Source organism: Pseudomonas muyukensis (assembly GCF_019139535.1).
GTDB classification, from domain to species: Bacteria; Pseudomonadota; Gammaproteobacteria; order Pseudomonadales; family Pseudomonadaceae; genus Aquipseudomonas; species Aquipseudomonas muyukensis.
The window spans coordinates 815,001-829,749 of the sequence record NZ_CP077073.1; the positions used below are offsets into that span (position 1 = coordinate 815,001).

The following is a 14,749-nucleotide window of genomic DNA, read 5'->3' on the forward strand; positions in this document are numbered from 1 at the left end:
GGTTATATGGTCAAGTGAAGAAGCGCATACGGTGGATGCCTTGGCAGTCAGAGGCGATGAAAGACGTGGTAGCCTGCGATAAGCTTTGGGGAGTCGGCAAACAGACTGTGATCCAGAGATCTCTGAATGGGGGAACCCACTCAGCATAAGCTGAGTATCTTGTACTGAATACATAGGTGCAAGAGGCGAACCAGGGGAACTGAAACATCTAAGTACCCTGAGGAAAAGAAATCAACCGAGATTCCCTTAGTAGTGGCGAGCGAACGGGGACCAGCCCTTAAGCTGGTTTGAGATTAGTGGAACGCTCTGGAAAGTGCGGCCATAGTGGGTGATAGCCCCGTACACGAAAATCTCTTGCCAGTGAAATCGAGTAGGACGGAGCACGAGAAACTTTGTCTGAACATGGGGGGACCATCCTCCAAGGCTAAATACTACTGACTGACCGATAGTGAACCAGTACCGTGAGGGAAAGGCGAAAAGAACCCCGGAGAGGGGAGTGAAATAGAACCTGAAACCGTATGCGTACAAGCAGTGGGAGCCTACTTTGTTAGGTGACTGCGTACCTTTTGTATAATGGGTCAGCGACTTATATTCAGTGGCGAGCTTAACCGAATAGGGGAGGCGTAGCGAAAGCGAGTCTTAATAGGGCGCTTTAGTCGCTGGGTATAGACCCGAAACCGGGCGATCTATCCATGGGCAGGTTGAAGGTTAGGTAACACTGACTGGAGGACCGAACCGACTACCGTTGAAAAGTTAGCGGATGACCTGTGGATCGGAGTGAAAGGCTAATCAAGCTCGGAGATAGCTGGTTCTCCTCGAAAGCTATTTAGGTAGCGCCTCATGTATCACTGTAGGGGGTAGAGCACTGTTTCGGCTAGGGGGTCATCCCGACTTACCAAACCGATGCAAACTCCGAATACCTACAAGTGCCGAGCATGGGAGACACACGGCGGGTGCTAACGTCCGTCGTGAAAAGGGAAACAACCCAGACCGTCAGCTAAGGTCCCAAAGTCATGGTTAAGTGGGAAACGATGTGGGAAGGCTTAGACAGCTAGGAGGTTGGCTTAGAAGCAGCCATCCTTTAAAGAAAGCGTAATAGCTCACTAGTCGAGTCGGCCTGCGCGGAAGATGTAACGGGGCTCAAACCATGCACCGAAGCTACGGGTGTCATCTTTGATGACGCGGTAGAGGAGCGTTCTGTAAGCCTGTGAAGGTGAGTTGAGAAGCTTGCTGGAGGTATCAGAAGTGCGAATGCTGACATGAGTAACGACAATGCGAGTGAAAAACTCGCACGCCGAAAGACCAAGGTTTCCTGCGCAACGTTAATCGACGCAGGGTTAGTCGGTCCCTAAGGCGAGGCTGAAAAGCGTAGTCGATGGAAAACAGGTTAATATTCCTGTACTTCCAGTTATTGCGATGGAGGGACGGAGAAGGCTAGGCCAGCTTGGCGTTGGTTGTCCAAGTTTAAGGTGGTAGGCTGAGATCTTAGGCAAATCCGGGATCTTAAGGCCGAGAGCTGATGACGAGTGCTCATTAGAGCGCGAAGTGGTTGATGCCATGCTTCCAAGAAAAGCTCCTAAGCTTCAGATAACTGGGAACCGTACCCCAAACCGACACAGGTGGTTAGGTAGAGAATACCAAGGCGCTTGAGAGAACTCGGGTGAAGGAACTAGGCAAAATGGCACCGTAACTTCGGGAGAAGGTGCGCCGGTGAGGGTGAAGCACTTGCTGCGTAAGCCCACGCCGGTCGAAGATACCAGGCCGCTGCGACTGTTTATTAAAAACACAGCACTCTGCAAACACGAAAGTGGACGTATAGGGTGTGACGCCTGCCCGGTGCCGGAAGGTTAATTGATGGGGTTAGCGCAAGCGAAGCTCTTGATCGAAGCCCCGGTAAACGGCGGCCGTAACTATAACGGTCCTAAGGTAGCGAAATTCCTTGTCGGGTAAGTTCCGACCTGCACGAATGGCGTAACGATGGCGGCGCTGTCTCCACCCGAGACTCAGTGAAATTGAAATCGCTGTGAAGATGCAGTGTATCCGCGGCTAGACGGAAAGACCCCGTGAACCTTTACTATAGCTTTGCACTGGACTTTGAGCTTGCTTGTGTAGGATAGGTGGGAGGCTTTGAAGTGGGGACGCCAGTTCTCATGGAGCCATCCTTGAAATACCACCCTGGCAACCTTGAGGTTCTAACTCAGGTCCGTTATCCGGATCGAGGACAGTGTATGGTGGGTAGTTTGACTGGGGCGGTCTCCTCCCAAAGAGTAACGGAGGAGTACGAAGGTGCGCTCAGACCGGTCGGAAATCGGTCGTAGAGTATAAAGGCAAAAGCGCGCTTGACTGCGAGACAAACACGTCGAGCAGGTACGAAAGTAGGTCTTAGTGATCCGGTGGTTCTGTATGGAAGGGCCATCGCTCAACGGATAAAAGGTACTCCGGGGATAACAGGCTGATACCGCCCAAGAGTTCATATCGACGGCGGTGTTTGGCACCTCGATGTCGGCTCATCACATCCTGGGGCTGAAGCCGGTCCCAAGGGTATGGCTGTTCGCCATTTAAAGTGGTACGCGAGCTGGGTTTAGAACGTCGTGAGACAGTTCGGTCCCTATCTGCCGTGGACGTTTGAGATTTGAGAGGGGCTGCTCCTAGTACGAGAGGACCGGAGTGGACGAACCTCTGGTGTTCCGGTTGTCACGCCAGTGGCATTGCCGGGTAGCTATGTTCGGAAGAGATAACCGCTGAAAGCATCTAAGCGGGAAACTTGCCTCAAGATGAGATCTCACTGGGATCTTGAATCCCCTAAAGGGCCGTCGAAGACTACGACGTTGATAGGTTGGGTGTGTAAGCGCTGTGAGGCGTTGAGCTAACCAATACTAATTGCCCGTGAGGCTTGACCATATAACACCCAAGCAATTTGCTTACGCAGATTGTGGTGGTGAAGACGAAAGACCCGAAGATTCGTAGGGCCACAAATTCACATATCCGAATTGGCTGAGAGTGCTGCAAGGCATTCACGGCAACCGAATTTCTTGACGACCATAGAGCATTGGAACCACCTGATCCCATCCCGAACTCAGTAGTGAAACGATGCATCGCCGATGGTAGTGTGGGGCTTCCCCATGTGAGAGTAGGTCATCGTCAAGATTCATTTCGCAAAACCCCTATCTGCGCGAGCAGGTAGGGGTTTTGTCTTTAAGTAGAGAGTACAGAGATTCGCCGAGACGTCCCTGCTGGACGGGTCGGCATACAGAATTTCTTGACGACCATAGAGCATTGGAACCACCTGATCCCATCCCGAACTCAGCAGTGAAACGATGCATCGCCGATGGTAGTGTGGGGCTTCCCCATGTGAGAGTAGGTCATCGTCAAGATTCATTTCGCAAAACCCCTATCTGCGTGAGCAGGTAGGGGTTTTGTCTTTGTGGCGCAATAAACCCAGGCATGTGCGCTCCCTGTAGGAGCGGCCTTGTGTCGCGATCGGACGCGTAGCGGCCGCAAACCTGCAGCCTCGGTCCCCCAGGAAAATCGCGTCGCCTGGTTCGCCAGCAAGGCTGGCTCCTACAGGCCGTTGGCGGGCGGCGATCATTGTAGGAGCCCGAGGCATGACACAAGGCCAGTTCAATGGCCGTGGCGTCTGCTTGAGAAACAAAAAGGCCGCTCCCGATGGGAGCGGCCTTGTTGTTTCTGCCTGCCTACTGGCGTTATCAGCTCAGCAGGTTACGTACATTGCCCATGGCTTCATCAGCGAACCCCTGCAGGAACGCCTGGAATCCCGGCAGCGCTTCGGGCCCGCCTTCCCATGGCTCGGCCTGGATCGTCCAGGTGGCGCGGCTGCGGTTACCCTCGAGCGCCACCACTTCCATGGCCGCCCATAGGTTGCCGATGTTCAGGCTGGTGTAGATCAGGCTCCAGGTCATGTTCATGGCCTGGTCATCCCGCGAGTTCAACTGCTCGATCACCACGTTGCCATCCTTGAATAGCTTCTTGCGCACCGAACGCACGCCTTGGCCTGTCATTTCGATATGCGCCAAGGCGGGGATGAATACCGGGAACCCGGCAAAGTTGCCGACAATGTTCCACACACTGGCGGCCGGTGCGGCGATCTCAACGCTGGACGCCACCTGGCAGCCTTGCGGGTTGCGGATCAGGGTATCGGGTTTGCATGCTTGCATGTCGTAGTGCTCCTGTTGGGTTTGAAAGGATCAGATAAAGCCGATATCGGCCAGGTAGCGACAGCCGCGGCCAAGCAGCTCGGGGCTTTTGCTGGGGTAGTGGCTACCCATGCGCAACACGCCGGCACGGGCGTTGTCATGGGCGATGCCAGAGATGTCACCGATGTCTTCCTCGAAGCCGTCCAGATAGAAGCCCAGGACGTCGTACAGCGCGTTGTCGCGGTCGACCCGGCGCAACTGGCGTTGCCACTGCTCGACACTGACCAGCTCGAAGGCATGGCCCTGGGCGCGGAACGATGCCAGGTAGTCACGCCAACGCAGCGGCTCGGGGTTGTGCAGGTTGAACACACAGTGGCCGCTCTGGTGGCGACTGCCGTGGAAGGCGATGAAGCGGGCCAGGAAGTCCACGGGCATGAGGTCGAAGTCGATCTCAAGGCCTGGCACCTGCCCCAGTTGCAACGACCCCTTGAGCATCAGCATCAGGCGGTTGCGCTGGGGTTGGCAGGCGCCGGTGCGGCTGTCGAAGGTGATGTTGCCGGGGCGGAACAGGTTGACCCACACGCCCTGCTCGCGAGCACGGCTGAGGATGCGCTCGCCGACCCACTTGCTCAGGTTGTAGCCATTGCGGATGTAGATGGGCGGGGTCGGCGCCGGGTCTGCTTCCAGCACGCGCCCGTCGGGGCCGACCGCGCTGCAGGCGGATAACGTCGAGACGAAGTTGAAGATCTTCTTGCGCCGCCCTTCGCACAAGCGCAGGCACTCGAACAGCGGCTCGATGTTGTCGGCCGCCAGCACCTGGTAGTCGAGCACATGGTTGACCTGGGCCGCGTTGTGCAGCAAGGCGCCATAGCCGTTATCCAGGTAGTCGTAGTCGGTCTGGGCAAGCCCCAGGCGCGGCTTGCGCAGGTCGGCCTCGAACACCCGCACGCGGCCCAGGTCCAGGGTGATGTGGTTGTCGCGCAATGCCTGGGCGAAGCGTTCGGCCGCCGACACCCCGTCGCCACGCCGGACCAGGCAGGCCACTTCGCTGGCCCCCCAGTCCAGCAAGGCTTCGACCAGGTGTACACCCAGGAAGCTATTGGCCCCGGTGACGATCACCTTGTGCACATCGCCCAGGTGATCCACCGGCAGCACCTGCAGGTTGAGCGCGCGATTGGCATCCTGCTCAAGGCGCGCCAACGATGCACTCGTGCCTGCGTCTTCGCCATCGAGCAGCGCCCCCAGGCGCTGCAGGGTTGGCTGCTCGATGAACCGGTTGATTGCCACGCCCTGGCCGAACTGCTGACGAATCTCCAGCAACAAGCGCGACAGCAGGATCGAGTGGCCGCCAAGGTTGAAGAAGCTGTCGTCGCAGGAAATGTCCGTCTCTGGCAGCTCCAGCAACGTGCTCCACAGGCCTGCCAGGCGCTGCTCGGTCGCGGTCCGTGGTGCCAGGCGCTGGCTGCTCGGCAGTGCCAAGGGGCGCAGTGCCAGGCTCTGGCGGTCGACCTTGCCATTGGCGGTGTAGGGCATGTGCTCCAGCACCTGGTAGAACATCGGGCGCATGTAGTCGGGCAACTGCCGTTCGGCGTGCTCGCGCAAGCGCTGTGCGGCAGCGTCGCACTCGGGGTGGGCGACGAACGCCAGTACCCGACGCTGGTCGTCGATCACCACCGCCACCTGGGCGTACAGGCGGCTATCGCGCAGACAGTGCTCGATCTCCTCAGGCTCGACGCGAAAGCCGCGGATCTTCACCTGGTTGTCGCGCCGCCCGCATATTTCGATGCCGTGTTCGCCCCACTTGCCGATATCGCCCGTGCGATAGGCACGCAACCGGCGGCCATCCGGCAGCTCGAGCTCGACGAAGCGCTCGGCGCTGAGGCTGGGGTTGTTCAGGTAGCCGAGGCCGACACCTGGACCGCTGATGTACAACTCGCCGGGTGTCTGCTGCAGCACTGGCCGCAGCTCGGGGTCGAGGATCAGCACCTGGGTGTTGGCGATGGGCACCCCGAGGTCACGGTTGCTGTCGCCAGCGGCGAACACCCGGGTGGTTGCCAGCACGGTCGTCTCGGTCGGCCCATAGATGTTGTGCAGCCGACACTGCCCGGATAAGCGGGCGATGACTTCGGGCTCACAGACATCGCCCCCGGTAATCAAGTGACGCAGGCCCAGGTGGGTATCGCGCGGCAGGATGCTCAACAGGGCCGGTGGCAGGAAGGCATGAGTGATTTCCTGGCTGTGGATAAGTTGCAGCAGGCGTTGTGGGTCGCGCCGTTGATCCTCGCTGGGCAGCACCAGTTCGGCAGCACAGGCAAAGGTCGGCAGGATGTCCAGCAGGGAGGCATCGAAGCCGATGGTGGAGAATTGCAGGACCCGGGCCTGGTTATCCAACGCCACATGCTCCCGGTACCAGGCCATGAAATGCGTCAGGTTGCGCTGGCTGAGCAGCACGCCCTTGGGCTGGCCGGTGGTGCCGGAGGTATAGATCGCCACGCAAGGGTGATCTGGCGCTGTATCGCGCAGGACCAGGCTGGGCAGCTCGGTTTCTGTGGCGTCAGCCAGGTTACGCACATCCAGTTGCAAGATATCCACAGGCTGCTGGCCATCGTGAAGCAGCACGCAGGCACCGGCGTCGGCGAGGATGCGCTGCCGCCGTTCGGCTGGCGTGGCCGGGTCCAGCGGCAGGTAGATGGCGGCGCTGCCCAGCACCGCCAGGAGGCTGGCGTAAAGCGCCGGCGACTTGTCCATGCACACGGCCACCACTGGCGCATTCGTCCCGCCAGGCAGCAGCGGCAGCAGGGCGCGCTGGATACCCAACGCCCGTGCATGCAGTTGCCGGTAGCTGTAGCGCTGGCCGTCCTGGTTCAGCGCCGGACGCTGTGCCTGTTGCCACAGGCTGCGTTGCAACTGGTCGACCAAGCCAGCCTCGGCGCTTTCCAACAGGTCGGCACGCAGCGTGCGGTTGAACGGGTGGCGGTAGGCCAGGGCTTCGAGCCAGTCCAGGCCATGTTCGCGTTCCTGCTCGCCGGGGCCGACCGTGGGGGCCTCTTGCAGGTATTGCGGATTGCGGGCGAAACGGGTGATGTGCAGCGCCAGCTGTTCGGCCAAGGCCTGTTGCACAGCCTCACGCAGTTGCTGACCGTTGCCAGAGGCCGGGGAGGCCACCGGCGCGCGACCAATCAGGCGCTGAGCGCTGGCATTGCCGCACCAGCAAAGGGTCTCCAGGCGCGGCAGGGTATTGCTGAAGCTGGCCCCCAGGCGCAGGCGGAGCAAGGGGGCAGGCCCCAGTGGCTGCCAGTCGCCACTGGCCAGGGCCAGGCTGCCGTCCTCCACCACCAGGCTCGGCGCGGTCGCCAGCTGTTGGCGCAGGGCATCGCCACTGTCGGCCTGGGCAACGCCGTGGCCGTGCGCGTCGAGGGTCTGGGCCAGCAGGCCAAGGGTGGGGCTGGTCCCCACCAGGAGTATGTCGAGGCGTCTCATGTCGGGATCCTCAGGGCAGGTAGTCGCGCAGCGCGTCTTGCACGCAGGGCGACTCGAGCATGCTGCTGGCGCGGAAGAAGCGCAGGATGTTGCCCAGCAGCGGATGCTGGTGGTTGATCGGGTAGGCCAGTGCCTGCGCTTCCTCGCGCAAGGCCTGACGCACCGACTCGTGCACCGGCAACGCGGCGATCAGGGCGCAGTCGAAGGCTTGCTGGATGTCGCTGGTCAGGTACTGGCGCAGGAACACCGGCAGTACCGCGGCGATGGCCTGGCGGTCGGCTTCGGCCGCGGACTGCCAATACAGGCGTGTCAGCCGGGCCCAAAAGCTCGAGTGACGGCCTTCGTCGAGCAGGTGGTCGGCCATCAACCCCTTCACCGAGGGCTTGACCGAGTCGTCGCGGGCGAAGGCCGCGACATCGTCGGTCAGGGTGTTTTCGGCTATCCCTACGCAGATCAGCTCCAGGGCGTCCCGCAGGGTCTCGGGCACTTGCTCCAGCGCGGCCGGGATGGCGCGGCTGAGCTCGATTTCCTGGGGCAGGGTGATGGGCTCCACGCCGGTCAGGGCGATGGTCTGCTGGAGGAAGTCCATGGCGACCAGGGCGTGGTAGTCCTCGTCGACGACCACGGTCATGGCGTCGTAGCGGCAGGCAAACGGAAAGCGTACGGCGAAGCGGTCCTTGGCGATGCGCCGGGCTGTGCGGTCGACGATTTCGGTCTCGAAGATCACCACGTCGTTGATGAACTTGTAGAGGCTCTGCACCAGGACGAAATCGCGCAGGTGCGGGCACTCGCGCTGGAAAGTGGCGCCCAGTACCAGGGGCTGGCGGCTGAGCGGGTAGATCAGCCGCTGGTCATCCTCCACCCGCCGCCGTGGGCGGGTGCGGATGGTCGCGCGCTCTTCCCAGGCGTCGGCGAAGGAACGGTAGTCGAACGCATTCATGGCGCGACCTCGGCGATCGGCGCCAGCAAGGTGGCCCGCAGCCCGTCCCATAGGGCCATGCGGCTGTCCACGGCGGCGATGGCGGCGGCATAAACGTCTTCCTGGCGCTGCGGGTCGCCAGCGACCAAGCGGTCCAGCAACTGTTCGGCGGCGGGGCCGTGATCCTCGGAGTCGACTTCGATGTGGCGCTGCAGGTAGTAACGGAATGTCGGTGCCTGCTCGTTGCCGATGCCCCATTCGTCGAGAATCTGCTGGAACATCATCGGGATGACGCTTTCCCGGCCATGCAGGAACGCGGCGGCGACGCGATGGGCCGGGGCCTGCAGGGCGGTTTCCAGGGTATCGCGGACGAAGCCTTGCGCCGCCTCGCTGGCACCGGCGCGTTGCAGCGCTTCGTGGGCAGCGACGCCCTGCTGCTGGAGGCTGATGAATCGCTCGATGGCCACGGTGCTGGCGCCAACCTCGCGCATGGCATCCAGGTACAGCTCGAAATGGCTGTAGTGACCATGGTCGAGACGATCGTCCGACTCTTCGCCCAGCACGATTTCGTTGATCAGACGAGCGGCGGCGGGGTCGGCCGGGGGCAGCCAGGGCAGGCTGACGCAGGTCAGTTCCTGTTGCAGTCGCTTGGTCAGCGACATGAAGTCCCAGACGGCGAATACATGGGTTTCCATGAACCGCTGCAAGGTCGCCAACGAGTCGATCTCGGAAAACAATGGGTGGCGGGAAAGTTCAAGTTTCTTGTCGGAAAGTGTGCGCTTCAAAGGCTTCATGAAAAGGTCCGTTGTTATCGGGTTTCAGGGTTCTGGATGACCGTGCAACCTGTGCGTCCCCCAAGTTCGAGGCGAACAGATACCTCGAACTAAGTTTCGATGACGAACAGGCTGCAAGGGCCGCAGGGCTGTCTGTAGGCCAGGAACCACGGAGTATCCGGGCCGCCCGTGCTTGGCGATATAAAAGTTAGATCAACTTTGAAGTGCGCTGCAATTGTTTTTTCAACTATTTATGATGTGCGGTTTTTTAAAATAATAGTTGTCCGAATAAAACAGTTGATTAGTTTTATTTTGGCAATAAGTGCTCCTTCCGATAATTAACTATCAGAAAATTCGGACGCAGAGTGAATGCCTCACTCGGAGCACTGATAAACGGAGTTTGCGGGGCGTGATTATTCAGGGGCGGCTGATCGCTTGCGGTCCTTGCCCGGTGCCAGAGTCCTTCTGCAGGTGAATGAGGACGCAGGCGGCCAGGCCCGTTACTGATGATCAGCGGCCGCTGCGGGAGAGTAGAGTGTGCTCAAAATGCTGGCACTGCCATGGCCTGCAACAGGCCAAGCAGCGCAAATGCCCGAAATCGCCGGTTCAGCGTCGGTAATGGGCCTAGAAGCCGAGCAGCCCGAGGTGGGTGTTGAAGATGCGCACCAGGCGCTGGTTGAGCATTGAGGCGTCGACCGTGCTGGCCGGCATCTCGATCAACTCCAGCGCGCGTCGGGCCTGGCTGTGCCAGCCGAGCATGGCGGCCAATGCCCCCGGGGGGTAGAGCACGGTGATCGGCACCTGCAGGGCCGGGTGGGCAGAGCCTGTGGCGGTGTATGCCGGGCTGTCACAGCTTGAAACAAACAAATGCCGGGTCTGCCCAGGGTAGCGACCCTGGGCCAGCTGGGTCAGGGCCAGGGCGACATGAGCCCCCTGGTGTTGGCCAAACAGGGCGTGGGGCTGCGCCAGGTAGGGCTGCAAGTGCTCGGCCAGGGTCTTGGCCAACTCACTGGCCGGTTGCGTCGGGTCGAGTGCGCCGGGCATGACCGTGGCGGGTACGTCCACCGCGACCAGTTCGATGGGGTCGCTGAGGGTGCGTGCCCATGTGCGGTACTGGATAAGCTGCTGTCGGGTACAGGCCAGGCAGATCAGGCGGACCCTGGACGGTGTTTCGGTCGAGGATTGCTGTCGCGTCTGCACGTGCACTGCCGTTCCTTATGCCGGATCGTCCGACCTTGGGCGGCATGGCCGCCGAATGGGATCAGTTGGCCGCTTGCCGATCGAGGTAGTTGCGAATGGTGCGGGCGGCGTTGTTCAGGTGCGCCTCCAACAAGGTGACGGCTTCGTCCACCAGTTTGTCGCTGGCGGCATCGACCAGGGCGATGTGGTCATCCTGGGTCAGCTTGCCCAGGCCCATCGACGACAGGTGGAAGCGCAGGAAGCGTTCTTCCTCGTTGAGTTCGACCTCGATCATGCGCAGCAGCTTCTGGTTGTGCGCCTTGCTGTAGAGGGCCATGTGCAGCAGGCGATTGAGCCGGCCAATTTCGGCGTGGCGGGTCTCGGTTTCCAGCTGGCGGATGAAGGTCCTGGCCTGGGCGATATCCTCGGCGTCGAGCAAGGGGATCGACTGGCGCAGCGCTTCGGTTTCGAGGATCACGCGCAGGGCGTAGGTGTCGACGGCGTCTTCACCGATCAAGGGAGCGACCACGGCGCCCTTGTGCATCACCACCTGCAGCAGCGACTGGGCCTCGAGCTGGCGCAGCGCCTCGCGCACCGGCATGCGGCTGACACCGAACAGGGTCGCCAGCTCCTGCTGGCGCAGGGCGGTGCCCGGCGGCAGGCGACCGTCGAGGATGGCGCTGCGCAGGCGCTCTTCGATGACACCGCGGGCCAGGTGCGCCGGCACCTGTTCGCTGCCCAGCACGGTGCTCAGGAGTTTGGGTTTGTCAGCCACGCGGGGTTCGCCTCGGCAACGTCAATATTGGATCCAATAACCCTAGTGAGGGTGGGGGGCCCTTGTCAAACGGATTGATCGGCGCCGGCGTCGCAGCGTGATCGCAAAACGCGGCTATCGTGAAGCAAGTCGGCAGCCTTGTGAAGCCAGACAAGGCCGTCAGACCTTGTGCGAAGCGGGTTTGCCGACAGTTGGCGGCATGATCGCACGGTGCCATTGTCTTTTCTGGCCGCTGCCCGCACCATCGCTGCTTTCGAATGATCAGAACAGGTGCCCGCAGTGGCGATACCCTGGAGCTTCCATGCGACCGCGCGCCGTTTCGGGCTGGCCCTGCTGCTGGGCTGCCTGCTGCTGGGCGGCACGCAGGCGGACTGGGACTTCTCCCAGATCAGCCGCCGCGCCCAGGCGTTGTACGGCACGCTGGGCGCGGGCCAGGGGCGGATCGACGCCTGGCAGAACCTGCTGGCGACCCAGAAGCAAGGGAGCGAGCTGGAGCAGTTGCAAGTGGTCAACCTGTTCTTCAACAAGCAGCTGCGTTATGTCGAGGACATCGACCTGTGGCATGAGGTCGACTACTGGGCCACGCCGGTCCAGTCGCTGATCAAGGGCGCCGGCGACTGCGAAGACTACGCCATCGCCAAGTACTTCAGCCTGCGGCGCATGGGCATCCCCGCGGAAAAACTGCGCATCACCTACGTCAAGGCCCTGCGCCAGAACCGCGCGCACATGGTCCTGACCTATTATTCAAACCCACAGGCCCAGCCGCTGGTGCTCGACAGCCTGATGGACGCGATCAAGCCGGCCAGCCAGCGTACCGACCTGCTGCCGGTCTATGCCTTCAACGGCGAAGGCCTGTGGCTGACCGGCGCCGCGGGCAACAAGAAGGTCGGCGACACCAAGCGCCTGTCGCGCTGGCAGGACTTGCTGAAGAAAATGCAGGCCGAAGGGTTCCCGGCCGAACCGGTTTACTGAAGGAGCACAGATGTCACTGTTCAAACAATTGCTGCTAGCCATTTGCCTGTTCCTGGTGGTCGCCTTCAGTGGCAGCTTCATGGTCAGCCTGGAGAGCTCGCGCAGCCAGTACGTCAACCAGCTGCGCTCCCATGCCCAGGATGCGGCCACCGCGCTGGCGCTGTCGCTGACGCCGAACATCGACGATCCGGCGATGGTCGAGCTGATGGTCAGCTCGATCTTCGACAGTGGCTACTACTCCAGCATCAAGGTCATCGACCTGGGTTCCAACGCGGTGCTGGTCGAGCGCCATGCCGAACCCGACACGGGTGGCGTGCCGGGTTGGTTCATCCACCTGATCGGCCTGGAGCCGGCCGGCGGCGATGCCATCGTCAGCCGCGGCTGGCAGCAAGCCGCGCGGGTCGAGGTGATCAGCCACCCGATGTTCGCCCTGGCCAAACTGTGGCAGAGCGCCCTGGGCAGCCTTGGCTGGCTGCTGCTGTGCGGCGCGGTGAGCGCGGTGCTGGGCGCGCTGCTGCTGCGCCGTCAGTTGCGGCCGCTGGACTACATGGTGGCGCAGTCCCACGCCATCGCCCGGCGTGAGTTCCTGAGCCTGCCGGAGTTGCCACGCACGCCTGAACTGCGCCGGGTGGTGCAGGCGATGAACCAGATGGTCGAGAAGCTCAAGGCCCTGTTCACCGAGCAGGCCGAGCGCAGCGAGAAGCTACGCGCCGAGTCCTACCAGGACAGCCTTACCGGCTTGGCCAACCGTCGTTACTTCGAGATGCAGCTCAATGCCCGTGTCAGCAACCTGGAGGAAGCCCGCGCCGGCTACCTGCTGTTGCTGCGGGTGCAGGACCTGGCGGGTCTCAACGCCCGCCTGGGTGGCCAGCGCACCGACCAGCTGCTGCAAGCGGTGGGTGAGCAACTGCGGCGCACCTGCGCCAACTTCCCTGAAACCAACGACCTGATCACCCGCAGCCGCGGCGGCGAGTTCGCCGTGCTGGCACCGGGCATGGTCCATGACGAGGCGATCCAGCTGGCCCAGGCCCTGGAGGCCACCTTGCAGAGCCTGCATGAAACCGGCGCCAGCGATGTCGACCCGGTGGCCTGCATCGGCCTGGCCCCCTATAGCCCGGGGGATGCGCCACAGGCGCTGCTCAAGCTCGCCGACGAAGCCCTGGCCCGTGCCGAGAGCCAGCCGGAGCCGGGCTGGGTATGCCTGGAGCAGGGCGCCGCAGGCCAGGCCGCCGACAGCCACCATGCCTGGCACACGCGCCTGGACCAGGCGCTGGCCAAGGGGCAGTTCGAGCTGTTCTTCCAGCCGGTGGTGGACAGCAAGGCGCCGGACAAGGTGCTGCATTACAAGGTCATCTCACGCCTGCACGATGCCGAGGGCCAAGCCCTGGCGGCGGGGCGCTTCCTGCCCTGGCTGGAGCGCTTCGGCTGGATGGCGCGCCTGGACCTGCTGGTGCTGGAGAAGGTCCTCAGGCACTTGCAGGGGCATGGCGAGTCGCTGGCGCTGAACCTGTCCGCCGCGACCCTGGCCGACCCCAAGGCGTTGCAGCGGGTCTATGACCTGCTGGGGCAGCACAATGCACTCGGGCCGCGCTTGACCTTCGAGATCGGCGAGGAGCAACTGCCCGAGCAGTCGGTGCTCGAGCAATTGACCCGGCGCCTGCGCGGGCTGGGCTTCAGCCTGGCGCTGCAGCGTTTTGGCGGGCGCTTCAGCATGATCGGCAACCTTGCCCACCTGGGGCTGGCCTACCTGAAGATCGACGGCGGCTATATCCGCAACATCGACCACGAGCGGCACAAGCGCCTGTTCATCGAGGCCATCCAGCGTGCGGCGCACAGCATCGACCTGCCGCTGATTGCCGAGCGGGTCGAGACCGAAGGGGAATTGAAGGTGCTGCGCGAGATGGGCGTGCAGGGGATTCAGGGGCAGTTGGTGGGTGAGCCTGCGCCCTGGCGTTGAACGCCAGGGGTGGTTCGCCGGCAAGCCGGCGCCTGCATGATGCTGTGGGCGCCGGCGCGCTGGTGGGTCGGGCCGCTCAGATCAACCCGCCTTCCTCGTCTTCCTCGATCAGGTTGTTCAGGCTGCCCAGCGCCTTGCGCGCGCTGGAGCGGTTGAGCAACTTGGCCTGGGCGCCTGGAGGCAGGTCGGTGATGCTGAACACGCCCTTGGCGGTGAGCACCTCGATCAGGTCCTCCAGCACCCGGATCATGTCCAGGTCGCTCTGCTTGAGCTGCTTGAGGCTGTTTTCCACGACGTCGTCGGCGAACCACGCCTGGATCTCGGCACTGTCGGCCGGGACCATGTCCGTATACTCATCAAACGGGGCGGCTTCCACCCGCAGCAACTGGCCGGCGGCGTCGCGGTGCACGTAGAACATGGCGTGATCCCTCGTCACGATGATTCCTTCTTGGTGTCAGCAGCATAGGCAAAGTTCACCAGGCCTGCTGGCCTGGTGCACGAGTATGCGCGGGAAGCGTTGGCTGGGGAACCCCGGCCGCC

At 62.0% G+C, this 14,749-nt stretch carries 9 protein-coding genes and 3 rRNA genes; 5 read left to right on the forward strand and 7 right to left on the reverse strand.

Annotated elements, in window-relative coordinates; translation table 11 throughout:
• Nucleotides 1-8 precede the first annotated feature (8 nt).
• The 3 genes from KSS95_RS03815 to rrf (KSS95_RS03825) all read left to right on the forward strand — a co-directional run bounded on the left by KSS95_RS03815 (nucleotide 9) and on the right by rrf (KSS95_RS03825) (nucleotide 3,374).
• Nucleotides 9-2,901, forward strand: a 23S ribosomal RNA gene (locus tag KSS95_RS03815).
• A gap of 130 nt (nucleotides 2,902-3,031) precedes the next feature.
• Nucleotides 3,032-3,147, forward strand: a 5S ribosomal RNA gene (rrf, locus tag KSS95_RS03820).
• Nucleotides 3,148-3,258: 111 nt separating this feature from the next.
• Nucleotides 3,259-3,374, forward strand: a 5S ribosomal RNA gene (rrf, locus tag KSS95_RS03825).
• Nucleotides 3,375-3,707: 333 nt separating this feature from the next.
• Here rrf (KSS95_RS03825) and KSS95_RS03830 read toward each other — a convergent pair.
• The 6 genes from KSS95_RS03830 to KSS95_RS03855 all read right to left on the reverse strand — a co-directional run bounded on the left by KSS95_RS03830 (nucleotide 3,708) and on the right by KSS95_RS03855 (nucleotide 11,280).
• A complete protein-coding gene (locus KSS95_RS03830) occupies nucleotides 3,708-4,175 on the reverse strand; it encodes an SRPBCC family protein (protein WP_217851803.1) in 468 nt (155 codons plus the stop codon).
• A gap of 30 nt (nucleotides 4,176-4,205) precedes the next feature.
• Nucleotides 4,206-7,634, reverse strand: a complete 3,429-nt coding sequence (locus tag KSS95_RS03835) for an amino acid adenylation domain-containing protein (RefSeq protein WP_217851805.1) — start codon at nucleotides 7,632-7,634, stop codon at nucleotides 4,206-4,208.
• Nucleotides 7,635-7,644: 10 nt separating this feature from the next.
• Nucleotides 7,645-8,574 carry a diiron oxygenase gene (locus KSS95_RS03840; RefSeq protein ID WP_217851807.1) on the reverse strand — a complete coding sequence of 310 codons (930 nt, stop codon included), beginning with the start codon at nucleotides 8,572-8,574 and terminating at the stop codon, nucleotides 7,645-7,647.
• On the reverse strand, nucleotides 8,571-9,347 hold the full coding sequence (locus tag KSS95_RS03845) for a DUF3050 domain-containing protein (RefSeq protein WP_217851809.1): 777 nt from the start codon (nucleotides 9,345-9,347) through the stop codon (nucleotides 8,571-8,573). The genes KSS95_RS03840 and KSS95_RS03845 overlap by 4 nt, the downstream gene beginning before the upstream one ends.
• 603 nt (nucleotides 9,348-9,950) lie before the next feature.
• Nucleotides 9,951-10,526 carry a hypothetical protein gene (locus KSS95_RS03850; RefSeq protein ID WP_217851811.1) on the reverse strand — a complete coding sequence of 192 codons (576 nt, stop codon included), beginning with the start codon at nucleotides 10,524-10,526 and terminating at the stop codon, nucleotides 9,951-9,953.
• A 61-nt stretch (nucleotides 10,527-10,587) separates the two neighbouring features.
• On the reverse strand, nucleotides 10,588-11,280 hold the full coding sequence (locus KSS95_RS03855) for a GntR family transcriptional regulator (protein WP_217851813.1): 693 nt from the start codon (nucleotides 11,278-11,280) through the stop codon (nucleotides 10,588-10,590).
• Nucleotides 11,281-11,550: 270 nt separating this feature from the next.
• Here KSS95_RS03855 and lapG point away from each other — a divergent pair, with 270 nt between their 5' ends.
• Together lapG and lapD are read left to right on the forward strand one after the other, a co-directional pair.
• On the forward strand, nucleotides 11,551-12,252 hold the full coding sequence (gene lapG / locus KSS95_RS03860) for a cysteine protease LapG (protein ID WP_217851815.1): 702 nt from the start codon (nucleotides 11,551-11,553) through the stop codon (nucleotides 12,250-12,252).
• Between the two features lie 10 nt (nucleotides 12,253-12,262).
• Nucleotides 12,263-14,209 (forward strand): cyclic di-GMP receptor LapD, encoded by a 1,947-nt coding sequence (gene lapD, locus KSS95_RS03865; protein WP_217851817.1) that lies wholly within the window; start codon nucleotides 12,263-12,265, stop codon nucleotides 14,207-14,209.
• Between the two features lie 76 nt (nucleotides 14,210-14,285).
• Here the strand turns inward: lapD and KSS95_RS03870 are convergent, their stop codons facing one another.
• Nucleotides 14,286-14,627: a tryptophan synthase subunit beta gene (locus tag KSS95_RS03870; RefSeq protein ID WP_134694095.1), complete on the reverse strand. Its 342-nt coding sequence runs from the start codon at nucleotides 14,625-14,627 to the stop codon at nucleotides 14,286-14,288.
• Nucleotides 14,628-14,749: the final 122 nt, after the last annotated feature.